14 protein-coding genes and 6 pseudogenes are annotated in these 13,206 nt (G+C 33.0%); 17 read left to right on the top strand and 3 right to left on the bottom strand.

The features are described from left to right. Nucleotides 1–7 precede the first annotated feature (7 nt). Nucleotides 8–157 (top strand): annotated as a pseudogene (locus tag DN392_RS30710) (hypothetical protein); the annotation flags it as partial. A gap of 29 nt (nt 158–186) precedes the next feature. Next, entirely contained in the window at nt 187–708 is a 522-nt protein-coding gene (locus DN392_RS07805; protein ID WP_000787241.1) for a SecY-interacting protein Syd, read from the top strand. A 112-nt stretch (nt 709–820) separates the two neighbouring features. On the opposite strand, the pseudogene DN392_RS30705 reads toward DN392_RS07805, so the two are convergent. Further along, nucleotides 821–1,082: pseudogene (locus DN392_RS30705) on the bottom strand (tyrosine-type recombinase/integrase); the annotation flags it as partial. A 65-nt stretch (nt 1,083–1,147) separates the two neighbouring features. Between DN392_RS30705 and DN392_RS07800 the strand changes: the two are divergent. The 9 genes and pseudogenes from DN392_RS07800 to DN392_RS07755 all read left to right on the top strand — a co-directional run. Next, nucleotides 1,148–2,386, top strand: a pseudogene (locus DN392_RS07800) (HNH endonuclease signature motif containing protein); the annotation flags it as partial. A gap of 21 nt (nt 2,387–2,407) precedes the next feature. Beyond that, nucleotides 2,408–2,860 (top strand): YrhA family protein, encoded by a 453-nt coding sequence (locus DN392_RS07795; RefSeq protein ID WP_000265347.1) that lies wholly within the window; start codon nt 2,408–2,410, stop codon nt 2,858–2,860. 19 nt (nt 2,861–2,879) lie between these two features. Further along, entirely contained in the window at nt 2,880–3,335 is a 456-nt protein-coding gene (locus tag DN392_RS07790) for an SMI1/KNR4 family protein (protein ID WP_000481673.1), read from the top strand. 423 nt (nt 3,336–3,758) lie between these two features. Beyond that, nucleotides 3,759–3,845, top strand: a pseudogene (locus DN392_RS30700) (HNH/endonuclease VII fold putative polymorphic toxin); the annotation flags it as partial. Nucleotides 3,846–3,856: 11 nt separating this feature from the next. Next, nucleotides 3,857–4,249, top strand: a complete 393-nt coding sequence (locus tag DN392_RS07780; RefSeq protein ID WP_000566923.1) for an immunity 50 family protein — start codon at nt 3,857–3,859, stop codon at nt 4,247–4,249. Nucleotides 4,250–4,755: 506 nt separating this feature from the next. Further along, complete coding sequence (locus tag DN392_RS07770) at nt 4,756–5,424, top strand: hypothetical protein (RefSeq protein ID WP_149238004.1); 669 nt, start codon at nt 4,756–4,758, stop codon at nt 5,422–5,424. Nucleotides 5,425–5,553: 129 nt separating this feature from the next. Next, nucleotides 5,554–5,701 (top strand): annotated as a pseudogene (locus DN392_RS07765) (DUF4176 domain-containing protein); the annotation flags it as partial. A 178-nt stretch (nt 5,702–5,879) separates the two neighbouring features. Next, nucleotides 5,880–6,350, top strand: coding sequence for a hypothetical protein (locus DN392_RS07760; RefSeq protein ID WP_000595042.1), 471 nt, complete (start codon nt 5,880–5,882; stop codon nt 6,348–6,350). A gap of 3 nt (nt 6,351–6,353) precedes the next feature. Further along, nucleotides 6,354–6,563 carry a hypothetical protein gene (locus tag DN392_RS07755; RefSeq protein ID WP_043308071.1) on the top strand — a complete coding sequence of 70 codons (210 nt, stop codon included), beginning with the start codon at nt 6,354–6,356 and terminating at the stop codon, nt 6,561–6,563. Nucleotides 6,564–6,661: 98 nt separating this feature from the next. Here DN392_RS07755 and DN392_RS30695 read toward each other — a convergent pair. Beyond that, nucleotides 6,662–6,886, bottom strand: a pseudogene (locus DN392_RS30695) (tyrosine-type recombinase/integrase); the annotation flags it as partial. 115 nt (nt 6,887–7,001) lie between these two features. On the opposite strand from DN392_RS30695, the gene DN392_RS07750 reads away from it, so the two are divergent. From DN392_RS07750 to DN392_RS30295, 3 genes are all read left to right on the top strand, one after another. Further along, nucleotides 7,002–7,673 carry a hypothetical protein gene (locus tag DN392_RS07750; protein WP_088321236.1) on the top strand — a complete coding sequence of 224 codons (672 nt, stop codon included), beginning with the start codon at nt 7,002–7,004 and terminating at the stop codon, nt 7,671–7,673. A 412-nt stretch (nt 7,674–8,085) separates the two neighbouring features. Beyond that, nucleotides 8,086–8,736: a Yip1 family protein gene (locus tag DN392_RS07740; protein WP_000449732.1), complete on the top strand. Its 651-nt coding sequence runs from the start codon at nt 8,086–8,088 to the stop codon at nt 8,734–8,736. 51 nt (nt 8,737–8,787) lie between these two features. Next, complete coding sequence (locus DN392_RS30295) at nt 8,788–8,949, top strand: hypothetical protein (RefSeq protein WP_003304587.1); 162 nt, start codon at nt 8,788–8,790, stop codon at nt 8,947–8,949. 96 nt (nt 8,950–9,045) lie between these two features. Here DN392_RS30295 and DN392_RS07735 read toward each other — a convergent pair whose 3' ends face one another. Further along, a complete protein-coding gene (locus tag DN392_RS07735; RefSeq protein WP_000141760.1) occupies nt 9,046–9,384 on the bottom strand; it encodes a hypothetical protein in 339 nt (112 codons plus the stop codon). 318 nt (nt 9,385–9,702) lie between these two features. Between DN392_RS07735 and DN392_RS07730 the strand changes: the two genes are divergently transcribed. The 3 genes from DN392_RS07730 (at nt 9,703) to DN392_RS07720 (ending at nt 13,199) form a co-directional block, all read left to right on the top strand. Further along, on the top strand, nt 9,703–11,289 hold the full coding sequence (locus tag DN392_RS07730) for an ABC transporter substrate-binding protein (RefSeq protein WP_000727698.1): 1,587 nt from the start codon (nt 9,703–9,705) through the stop codon (nt 11,287–11,289). Between the two features lie 101 nt (nt 11,290–11,390). Continuing rightward, nucleotides 11,391–12,341, top strand: a complete 951-nt coding sequence (locus DN392_RS07725) for an ABC transporter permease (RefSeq protein ID WP_088321237.1) — start codon at nt 11,391–11,393, stop codon at nt 12,339–12,341. 6 nt (nt 12,342–12,347) lie between these two features. Then, entirely contained in the window at nt 12,348–13,199 is an 852-nt protein-coding gene (locus DN392_RS07720) for an ABC transporter permease (protein WP_001065305.1), read from the top strand. Nucleotides 13,200–13,206 lie beyond the last annotated feature (7 nt).

Genomic DNA, 13,206 nt, shown 5'->3' with positions numbered 1-13,206 from the left:
AGTTCATCACCATATTGGTAGTGGTGGTGGTGGTCAAGCTGTTGGTGTTCCGCTGCCACTACATCCTGGTTTTGGAGAGATTCATAACGCAGAAAAAGCGATTGGAGCATGGGGGAAAAGATGCAGGATATGTAGAAATGCTTCAGAAATGTATTGAACATCATACATTAGGCGGTAAATAAAAAAATGAAAAATGAAATGAAAAATTGTTTTGATAAAATAATTAGAGAGTGGCAAGATTGTAATAATTCATTGCCAAAATCTTTATGGATAGAAGAAGCAGAGGCTTTTATCTATGAAGGAGAACCAGATACAGAGGGGTACGTATTCTGGAAACCTTTAGAGAAAAATATAATTCATGATTTTGCTGATATAGAAAAAGATTTGGGGATAGAATTACATAATTCAATTAAAGAATATTATAATTCTTATTGGTTTTTAGACTTAGGAGGTAATTATTTAGGTTATGATGTTGAATTAAATCCTGTTATACCAGGAATTGAACTACATGATTTTTATGTATCTTTACAAGGATACCGAGGCGCACATGATAATCAACTGAATAATATTCCTATTGGTATGGAATTTAATGGTCTCTTGGTAGTTGTAGATAATGAAAATGGACAAGTGAAATTAGAAGATTATGAAAGCAGAAGCTTCGAAGTTATTTGTGATAGTTTAGCAGAATTAATTTTAAATCTTTCATAAGATATATTAAAAAATAAAAAGTAAAAGTTGGCTCTTATGAGTCCGCTTTTACTTTTTTTAATATATAGTTTGAATTTACTGTTATATTTTTCAATAAAGTTACTTTTAAAAATTAGATAAGGAGTGTATCAAGGACATTATCCTTTTCTTCCTTATTGATACCAATATATTTAAGTGTAATTTGTAGTGTGCTGTGATTTAAAATTTCTTGTAACATAGCAACATCTTTTGTTTATAGAACCAATAGCCAAAGCTTTTGCGCATGGTGTGAGTCCTAATAGATTCGATACCGGCAAAATCTTTGGCTTTTTGAAATTTTTGATAAGCCTCTAGATCGTATTAATGGGTTGATCTTCTTTTCGAGAAGGGAATAATATTTCACAGAAGGTGTAAAAGGGGATGGTGATTTAGAATAGTATTAAAGATATGGTGAAAACAGGTTCGAAAAAAACATGAAGAAAAACTAGAGCATCTATATGAATTTAATTATACTTCTAGTAGTAATTATGATACAGCACTTCAACTAGCTGCTAGTATCGCACAAGGTTTAGCAGAGGTACAAAGTGGAAAAGGTTTTAGTCCTGCAAGTGGTACATTTAGTACACAGGGGTTGAATATGGAATGGACAACTTCAATTCAAGCAATTACAGAAGAGAGGGCAAGACAAGCTGCCAATTCAATTGAAGAAGGTGAAATGTGTGGTAAGCTACCTGAAAAATCTACTGGTGAAAAAATTTGGGACGGTATTGTAGATGGTACGGGACAAGCAGTTAGCGATACAATAGACGGAATAAAAGCTTTAGGAGAGTGGGAAACGTGGGAAAACATGGGGAACGCTGCTTTGCACCCTATTGATACCCTTAGTACGATGTATAATGCATTATCGGATTCATTTATTAATGATGTAATAAATGGAGACGCAGAAAGTCGGGCAAAGTGGGGAAGTTATGCATTAACTCAAATTGGGCTAGGTCTCATTGGTGATAAAGGATTAAGTAAAGTATCGAAGGTAGCAACTACTGCAAATCTAACAAAAGGTATGTCCAGAGTAACTAATTCTGCTAAATATAGAAATGCAATAAACGTATTAAATAATTTTAATTTAAACATTGGAAACCGTTTTGCTTATGCTGGTATTGGGGGAAGTTCTTTAAAATCTAGCTTTATTGATACTTATCAAACAGCTAAGGATAAGCTATCACCTTATCAATATACTAAGAGGACTACGGATGGTGACGTTTTTGTTGGTAAATTATATGGAGAAGATGTAATTCTTAAAGATGTTAAAGTTGATGAAATTACTTACTCTAAGAGAACTCGAGAAGAAGCTGCAAAACTTAGAAAGGTTTTTCAAAATACTGTAAAAAAGGAATTCCTTTACAGTTTGGCAACTAATCCTGAGAAGATTCTTGAACTTAAGAAAGCGGGTATACCAGATTTTGAAATAGAAAATATGAAAAAAGGAAAAAATCCATCAGGGTGGCAAGTACATCATAACCTCCCCTTAGATGATGGGGGGACAAATGACTTTGAAAATTTAACTTTAGTACAAAATCATCCATATCATAAGGCTATTACTAATACACAAAAAACACTAACTAAAGACTTAACTCATGGAGATAGTATTGATATAGATTGGCCTATACCAAAATATAATATTTATCCTAAAGGGGAATAAATTGAGAAAGAAGGTTTTTATATGTGGAAAGATACGCTTTTAGAAGTTGAAAAAACAATGAAAAGTTTTAACCTCAAACTGAATAAACCAGCAAAAGATACTGAAGTTCAAAGATTAAGAGAACGTGTTAAAGAAAGCTTTAATATTGATTTACCTAATGAGTATGAGGAATTTCTTAGAACTGTAAATGGCTTCGAATTTGATGGTCTGATAATTTATGGAGTTGACCCTTCTTTACTAGAAACAGAAAGAGATGAAACAGTTTATGGACTTTTAGAAAATAATAAGATTTGGTATGAGAATGAGTGGCAACAAGAGTACCTTTTCCTTGGAGATTCAGATATAGCATGGTTTTGTAAAAACATATCCGAAGGTACTTACTTAGAACTTGATAAACCATCTGGTACAGTAATGGAAACATATAATGATTTCAATACAATGCTTGAGGAAGCATTGAAACCAACTCTTCTTTAGTAAGGAGGTAGTAAAAATTATGTTTAACTTTTTGAAAGAATATGTTGTGGCAGACAAGAGTGTTAAATCTAATCAAACACCTATTTTTTATCCTTTACCAAAAGAAGAGATAGCAGAAGCAGAAGATTTGTTGAAAATGCAATTCCCCAAAGAACTAAAACGTTTCTATGAGGAAATTGGCTATGGATTTTTAAAGACTAATAAGACTCTTATTAACAGATTCATGGACCAATTTTCTGTTGTAGATTTTCGTTTAAGACAAGATATTTATGAATATAATCCTAATTTGGACGATGTCGATGATGAAGAATCACTAGTATTTTTTGAAGTATCAGAGATTAGCTTTTTAACAATTAAATTTAAGCAGGAAAATGAATTAGGTCAATGTCCTATTTACTCTGAAGATGAGAAAATAGCGGATTCTTTAGAAGAATTTTTAATGAAAATGGAAGGAAATTCTGATTATTATATTTAATAGATATCAATTCTCTTTTTTAGAGTGGTGCATTATTGGTTCATCATTTTAAGAAATGTTTTCTAGCTTATGTGAATGCGAAGACAAATAATAATTAATTATGAGTAACAAAGGTAAGACTTATGTGTATTACGCATAAGTCTTTTTAATATTATCTCAAAGTTAAGAAGATTGAGGGGGAAAATTCTCATGAATCTAGGGGGGCTAGTTTAAAAGAAATTAAAAGACAATTAAATATACCTAGATTTCAACACCCGATTAGTAAAAAAATGGTACCATTAACAGATAGTAATGGTAAAAGGATATTAAATGATAATAAACAGCCTATTATGACTCGAGAATTTACATATGAAGTAAAAGGTCAATCAAGATCATTCAGAGGGTCATAAGTTTGGAGAAGGTGGAGATCATCCACCGCATCATAATGTAAGACCTGAATACAATACACGAACAGGACAGGTAGATGGTATGGAGGATCATTATTATTTTGAGAAGAGAAATAATAAATAGGGAGTATAAAAATGATTGATCAATTTAAATTTTTAAATCCACAAGCGTTAATTAGTATTTTTGGGAAAATACCAAAGTTGGAAGAATCAGAGTTATTAGATGTGCGTCTTAAAAGAGATGGTCCGACTTTAGTTATTCAATTGATGACAAAGGAAAATGTTGAAAACAAGCCAAAGCGATGGAATAAGTGGGATGTAATTTATGTAGAGATATCTTTCTTTACTATTCATAATTTAACAATAAAAGGTTTAGGGACAGAAAATATAATTGATTATTTTGAAATAAATACGATAGAAGAAGAAGGTTTATTAAAAATTAAGTGTAAGAATCAAATGTTAGTTGAGTGCTCGTTTGAATGGGCAAAGGTAGAAGGAGTAACCCCAGGCTTAATAGGGTTACCATAATTTTGATGGGAAGTAGATAGTTAATTTTTATAATATTCATATTTTAATACTTGGGGGTTAAATAAGGAATGTATAAAGGACATTTGAAACGTTGATAGTATTGCAAACATATGAAGCGGAAATTACTAAAATTAAGATACCTGATTATATACCTGTATTAGGTAATTATGATATAAGTGTCAAAGGTAAGATTATAATAGGTGGGTATGGTTATAGATTCCGCAGGGGTTTCATTTAAGTTTGGGAAGGAATCGAGATAATAGAATGCAAAAATTTTCAAAAATAGTTATATGTGTTGGTGCGTTAATAATGATTATACTGGGCATGATTGTACATGATACATGGAAGGATAGGATTTATTTTTGTTTAGCTGTACTTTTTGTTACCGTACTTTCTTTACTATGGAATATAGTTGCTCATAATATTATGGATAAATTTAGGGGGGAGAGAATGAATAGTTATGAAACTTTTACTGATTGGAACAGTAGCGGGGTGGTTTAATTAACATGAAAAAAAGTATAGATTTTAATAAGAAAGCTTTTGAATATTATATGGCTCTTTACGCTGTAAGTGGTATAAGATCGACTATAATTACTCTTGTGATTGGGATAGCAGATATATTTGTGCTTTTGCCTGCTTTTGCGAATCCTGTTCAACCGATATATATGTACATAATAGTTCCACCAATTGCTTTTTTAAATGTATGGGCAATATGGATTGTTATAAATCCTAGGAAGCGGCAATTACAATACACTCTATTTCGTGGGGTATTTGGCATCGTATGTTCAGTAGGATTATTAGTTATAACCCAAAAGTTTGCATATGGAATGTTAGGATTACAAACTCCAATCTATTTTGTTTTTTCAGTTGGTTTGTATATTTTTGCTTTGAATTATTATTATAAAAATCATATTAAAAAACTTCAGAAACCAATCAAAAAATCAAAATCATCGAAAAAAAACTCTGGTTTCGGAGTAGTGGCGTTTATAGGATTGGGTCAACTCGTTGCTAATATCAGTCTTGGTTTTGCAACACAAAAGATGGTAGCAATTGTATTAATGTGTGTATATTCCATGCTTTCGTTTATGTTGTTTCATTTCATTATGGAATTCCATAGGTATTATTATTTAGGGAAGCATATAGAAGATGGGGGTAGAACACATGAAACCATTTAAAGAGTCTGTATTGAATTTTAAGTATATAATCGTGGTTCTCCTATAGTCAGTAAAGAATGCGGAAAAGAAAAGGGAGAAGCAACATCATGAATATAGAATTACATTTAGATAAAGCAAGGATAGGGAATTATGCAATTTTTTAAAGAAAAGTTTTTACCAAATGGCTCTATTGTTCTGTTAAAAGGAGGGACAAAAAAGGTTGTAATTTACGGAAGAAAACAACTACTTATGGTTGAAGAACCTGTATGACTACATAGGCTGTTTTTATTCAGAAGGATTATAAAACTAATCCACTTAACTAAGGTAGAACAGCTCCTAAGATTGTTGACAAGGGTACTTTTGATAAATATGGATTTGAAGGTATTGCATACGAATTACCTGACCCCACTAGTCGGTGGTTGGTAGAATATGGACGAAATGCTAAACTTATTAAGTAAGAGAGGAGAACGAGTTAAATGATTAAGCCTTTATACGCCGAAAATATTATAGTGGGTGTAAAATATAAAAATAAGCTCAATTGGTATATAAATGAATCGGATTTATGGTGTTTAGATTATAATCAAGCTGGGTATTCTCCTAGTGAATATCCAGAAGAAAGAAAAGGCATTAGTATTTTAAATGAGACTACAATAGCTAACTTTTTAGAAAGAATAGAAAAATATAAAAGATTTACAGAAGATATTAGGTTAGAATTTTTAAGGGAACTAAGAACTAATAGAGAAGAAGCCTATTATGATTATAATCCATGTTTCCTAATAGATTTTGAGCGTTTAATTTTTTATTCTAATTATCCGGAATCAATATCTTTTGAAGAATATATTCCGAATAACTGGAGAGGTTATTTACAGCGATTTGATGAACAAGTACCCTATGAATATAGATACTGGGAAGATAAGAATAAAAGCTATTTAGTTAGAGAGGATTAGGTCATTGAAGAAAATAAATTAATTATGATAAAAGAAACATTTAAGAATGAAGAAACTGGTGAACTAACGCCAGGAGTTACTATAATACTTGATGGGAATGTAAGGGGATTATTGGAAATAATTGCAGGGAAACAAGGTTATTCGGATTATGCAGAAGCTCTAAAAGAAGTAATCTTTGAAGGGATTCATCATTTTGTGAAAAGAAATAAATAATAAGCTGACATATACTCTTAAGGTAAAGGGCAATTCCGAAAGGGATATGCCCTTTTTATTTTGAAAATTTGAAATGTAACTAAGATATTACTTTTTTCTTATTTAGTGATACCAATATATTTAAGTGAAAATCTGTGGTGTGCTATGATTCAAGATTTCTTGCAACATTGCAATGTCTTTTGTTCATAGAACCAATAGCCGAAGGTTTTGCGCATGGTGTGAGTCCTAATAGATTCGATACCGGCAAAGTCTCCAGGGTTTTGAGATTTTTGATAAGTCTAGATCTTATTAATGGGTTGATCTTCTTTTCGAGAAGGGAATAATATTTCACAAAAGGTGTAAAATGGGATGTTGATTTAGATGGTGATGGTGAAGATGATAGTATTAAAGAGGAAATAAAAAAGGCATGGTCAACAGTAGCGGGGTGGTTTAATTAACATGAAAAAAAGTATAGATTTTAATAAGAAAGCTTTTGCACATTATATGGCTCTTTATCCTGTAAATGAAATAAGATTCCACGTAATTGGTCTTGTCCTTTTGGGGGCAGACGTGTTTGTTCTTTTGCCTGCATTCGCGAATCCTTTTCAATTACTCTATGTATATATAGTAACTCCTCCAGTTATTTTTTTAAATTTGTGGGCGATATGGATTGCTATCAATCCTCGGAAACGACAATTACAATACACTCTATTTCGAGGAGTATATGGCACCATATGTTCAGTCGGATTATTGGTTATAACGCAAAAATTTGCCTATGAAGTGTTGCAATTACAAACTCCTATCTATTTTATTCTTTCATTTGGTTTGTATGGTGTTGCTTTGTATTATTTTTATAAAAATCATATTGAAAAACTTCAGGAACCAAGAAAAAAATCAAAGTCGTCGAAAGGAACTGGTGGTGTAAAAGTAGCAGCTATTGCAGCGGGATTGGGGCAGTTAATCGCTAATATAATTCTTAGCATCGCAACACAACAGATGGGGGCAATTGTATTTATGTGTGCATGCACAGTGTTTTCGTTTGGTTTGTTTTATATGATTATAGAACTCCATAAGTATTATTATTTACGGAAGCATATAGAAGATGGAGGGAAAGTACGTATAGGCTTTTAAAGAGGATTTGTTGCATTTCAAGTATATAATCGCATTCTTCTTATGGAAGCCATTCACGAGACTTATAGCAATAAAAGATGTATAAGTGGAAGATTATATTCTAGTAAAACATCTGAAGGAATGGAAATTAGGTTTGTTCTTATTAATGATAAGATTATAACTGTTTATCCCGTGTATTAAAGAATGCGAGGTACTCAAAAATGAAAGTAACTACTCAGCCCATAGTTAAAAATGCAAGGCAATATGGAGGGAATTGTTAAGGAGCACTCCCCCTAAGTTTCAGATGAAATTAAATGATTGAATATTTACATTTAAATAATCGACTATTTATGCTTTAATATTTATATGTACATAACTGGGATAATTAGGGATTTATATTTGATATGTTTTAAGAAAGGGGAATGTTTTTTATATGGAAACTCCAGAAAATCAATTTAAACGTGCACTTAATCCTTGGTTCTCCATTTGGACAAAACCACGTGATACAATGAAAGAAATTTTTATATCCAAACCTAAGAATGTGTTTTTACTCATTTTATTAGGCTCATTCGTACAGACTTTAGATCGAGCATCTTCTAAAAATGTGGGGGATTCAATAAGTAGTCCAGTTTCAATAATCTCAATGGTTATATTCGGTACCTTCGTTGCTTTCTTAATTTATTATTTTTTGCTACCAGCGTTATTTAATTGGGTGGCAAAAAAACTTGGTGGACAAGGTACATTTGAAAAAACACGTTACGCAGTTGCCTATTCTTATATCCCTTACGTTTACTCTCTTATATTAGTTTGGCTGCCTTCATTTTTCTTGTTTGGGATAGAAAACTTTACGAGTGAGACACCGAAAATGGAGAGTAGCATAACTTTAACGATTTTGTTTCTTATTTTTGCCATAATTGATATAGTTATTGGAATTTGGACAATCATTATTTCTTTAAAATGTTTAGGAGAAGCACACCAATTTTCAGCATGGAAAGCATTATTAACAATAATAATATCCTTTATGATTATCATTCTTCCTTTAGTAATAATAGTATTTCTTATAGTAGGGGTTACAATCTTTTAATCATTGATTTGCTTCTTATTTACCCAAATGTTTTCTACGCGCTGTTAGTAATTGTTACAGGGTGAACAACCACATGATTCGGATGTTCCACTTGGCGAAGCGTATGACCTATATGATCAAATTGATCGCCCGTTTTACGGCCTGTTTTTCTTATTATCAGTGTTAACAGGAATTTGTGAAGGCAAACTTGAAAATCAAATATTAAACTATTAAAACCTTAAGGGAGCTGAGTAGATTGTCTTTGTTTGTCCCTTATTTTCCAATTGGAGAATAAGGGACAAATTTTTATGGAGGAGTAAATGCAGCTTTTTACCATTCCCGCCATTCTTCTGTTATATCTTCCTCAGATTCTAAGCCAGCTATTCGTGCAGCTGCATCGATAAATTCATAGAGATCTTCTCTTTCCATTGTTTCGATAAAATGGTCATGTTCGATATTTAGTTCATTTAATTTCATAACTACCTCTTTAACAACTTGCATTACTTCAGCTTCGGTTGGATTCTCACCTAATTGCTGTAAATTGTTAATGTAAGTGTCAAGAGCCGTATTTGTTGCACTTATATTTTCTTCAGTGAAAAATTCCCCGTCTTCATCATACTCAACCCATGCGGTTGTTGGTTTGTTTTTTTTCAATTCATCAAATGTCATGATAACCTCCTAAATATGTTTTTTTTCTTTAATTTCATTCTACATTTTCGATCATATATAACAATCATTTTAGAGGGATTTTCTGTAAGTTGATAGTTTTTTAACTCATTTTGTGAGGTAATCTATTCGTGGTTTTTTTATTTTATTATCCTTATACATATATTTTATGGCAAGAATGCATGAATAGATTTCAAACTTTCTACATTTGCGAAAAAGTTTGACAATACATACGGGTAGTGGTAATTTAAAACCTATAAGAAAACTCGGTATTAATTCCGAGTTTTCTTATAGGTGTAAATAGTCGAGAGGGGTCGAAATATGAAGAAGAAGTTGTTTGTATTACCATTTGTCCTACTATTATTTATTGCATTAGCTGCTTGTTCAGGGGAAAAAGATTCGAAGCAAGCAGGAACTAGTAAATCAGGGACTCCGAAAGATGGAGGAGCGTTAACGATTGGTGTTAGCGATAACCCGGATACGATGAATCCGCTTTATGCGAATGATCGTGTGTCGTTAACTGTGCAGCAAGCTTTATATGCACCGCTGTATCATATGGAAGACGGTAAGAAAAAATTTGTTCTTGCTGAGAGCTTTACGCCTTCAGAGGATCAATTAACATGGACTTTAAAACTAAAGGATAATTTGAAATGGCATGACGGTAAGAAGATTACATCAGACGATATTGCATTTACATTCCAATCTATTTTAGATGAGAAGCAAAATAGTTCAAGCCGTGAAAACTTTATTTTTAAAGGAAAGCCGCTTGAGGTGAAAAAAGTGGATGAGCTAACGACTCAATTCGTATTACCACAAGTAAGTGCATCTTTTGAAGGTGTGATGAATGATTTCTTCCCAATTCCGAAACATGTATTTGAAGGGGAAGCAGATTTAGCGAAGAGTAAGAAAAACTTACAGCCTGTAGGATCAGGTCCATTTAAGTTTAAAGAGTATAAATCAGATGAGTACGTTGCATTAGATCGATTCGATGATTATGTCGGCGGTAAAGCGAAATTAGACTCTATCGTATACCGCGTTGTAAAAGACCGTAATACAGCAAATGTTTCACTGCAAAATGGTCAAATCAACATGAAGATGATTGAGCCGCAAGACTTTAAGAAATTAGATAGCACTGGGAACTTCTCAATGGTGACATTCCCTGAAGGTAGATTATTCTACTTATCTTATAACCAAAATACAGATCTAATGAAGAAAAAAGAAGTGCGCCAAGCAATCGCGTATGCGTTAGATAAGAAAGAAATGATTAACTCTGCATTCGTTTCGAGTCAATTTGCAGAACCAGCAAATTCAATCTTAACGCCAGACGCTATGTATTATGCAAAAGACATTAAAGAGTATAAGTATGATAAGAAAGAAGCGAAAGATTTATTAGCGAAAGCTGGCGTGAAAGATAAAGAAAAAGTACGCGTTATGTATGTAACGAATAATAAAATTATGGAAAGCTTAGCGCTTTATACGCAACAAAAATTACAAGAAGTTGGCTTAGAAGTTGAACTGAATGCATTAGATGCTAGTGCAGCAAGTGATAAAAGCTTAGATAAAGAGAATAAAGAATATGATATTACATTTGGTGGTTACATAATGGGGCCTGAGCCAGATTCATATAAGAGCTTATTCTTAAGTAATGCTGAATACAATTATGCACGTTATAAAAACGCTGATTTCGATAAGTTATGGGAAGAAGCTGCAGTTGAAACAGATAAAACGAAACGAGCAGAACTATACCATAAAATTCAAGAGACAGCTAGAGAAGACTTACCTTATCTACCAATCGCATATCCGAAAGCAGTTATTGCAGTAGATAAAAAGTTTGATGGATTGAAAGAAGCAAAAGCAATTCCAGTTACAATGTTTGAAGATTTATCTAAGATTTATGAAGTGAAATAAGAAACTGTAAAGAAGCTGGTGGAAATCAGCTTCTTTATCAAGTTAAAGCCTAATTGATGTAGGCTAATGAAAGTTTCACTTTACCTTGAGGGGGGAAGTTTGTGTATAAAGTAATTGGGAAGAGGCTTTTAAATGCAATTCCGCTTTTATTTGTTATTTCTATTATTTCTTTTCTATTAATAAAACTAGCACCGGGCGATCCTGTTCGAAACTTTGTCACGCCGAATATGAGTCCAATTGATGTTGAGCGTATTCGCACAAGTTTAGGGCTAGATCAACCAATTTATATGCAGTATATTTTATGGTTAAAAAATATTTTAACAGGGAACTTTGGTTATTCACTTCAAAACCATCGTCCTGTTCTAGATCTTATTGTAGAAAGGTTACCTGCGACAATCGGCTTAATGGGATCGTCTTTACTCGTCTCATTTGTAATCGCAATCCCGCTTGGACTACTTACAGGTGTGAAAAAGAATTCTATCTTTGATCGCATTGTGAACTTTATCTCTTATGTGGGAATCTCAATGCCAGTCTTTTGGTTCGCGTTATTATTAATCTACTTATTCTCTTTAAAGTTGAATTTTCTTCCGAGTATGGGTATGCGTACAGTCGGTCAAGATTCCTTCTTGGATATTGTGCAGCACGGCATTTTACCTTGTATGGTGCTTGCGTTCCAAAACGTCTCTGTTTATATGAGATATATTCGCTCCAGTACAATCCAGCAATTAGAAGAAGACTACGTACAAATTCAATATGCGTACGGTGCTTCAAAGAAGACCGTTTTATTTAATCACGTACTTCGAAACGTATTAATACCGATCATTACAATTTTCGGATTATCTATTCCAAGTTTAGTAGGCGGGGCGTTTATTACGGAAACAGTATTCTCATGGCCGGGACTTGGTTCGCTCGGGGTAAATGCTATTTTTAGATTTGATTATCCGATTATCATGGCAATTACATTATTATCATCATTCATGTTAATTCTCGGTAACTTAATTGCTGATATTTTATATGGCGTAGTAGATCCGCGCATTCGAATGAGGGGGTGATTTGGAATGAATAATAGGAGATTTCAAACGATAAAAAGTAGTTTTACGAAAAATAAGTTTGTACTAATGGGAGTTATTATACTTGCGGTTTTAACGATCGCATCCATTTTTGCATTCGTATCGCCATACGATCCTAGCAAAATGTCGATTCCAGATCGTTTACAAGAACCGAGTATGAGTCATCCTTTCGGCACGGATGATTACGGAAGGGATTACTTAACGAGGGCATTATATGGCGGACGCGTTTCGCTTGCGGTCGGTTTTCTTGCAATGGTTGTATCTATTACAATCGGAACCGCAGTCGGAACAATTAGTGGATATTTTGGCGGAAAGTTAGACAACTTCTTAATGCGAATTGTGGAAGTACTTATGTCAATTCCATCATTCTTCTTAATGTTACTATTAAATGCTTATTTAAAACCAGGAATTACGACATTAGTTCTTATTATTGGATTACTAACATGGATGGACACCGCTCGTATTGTAAGGGCAGAAACGTTATCCGTAAAAGAGCGTGAGTACGTTTTATATGCAAAAGTATCAGGACAAAAATCACTTATGATTATTGTAAGACATATCATTCCTAACATTTTATCAACCATTATTATCGCCGCGACATTAACAATTGCGACATCGATTTTAATGGAATCATCACTTAGTTTCTTAGGTTTAGGTATTAGAGAACCAGATTCTTCTTGGGGCAGTATGCTAAACAATGCGCAAGGATATATTGGTGAAGCTTGGTATTTAACGCTCTTCCCAGGATTCCTTATCCTTTTAACGGTACTTAGTTTTAACGTAATTGGTGAAGTATTGAAGAAAGCTTTCGCGCCAAAAGGAGCTGGAAATGAAAACTAAAATGTTA

It is taken from the genome of Bacillus sp. BB51/4, from assembly GCF_008368845.1.
Lineage (GTDB): Bacteria > Bacillota > Bacilli > Bacillales > Bacillaceae_G > Bacillus_A > Bacillus_A wiedmannii.
Note: the sequence above shows the minus strand (reverse complement) of the source record. Positions and strands in the feature narration are given on the sequence as shown.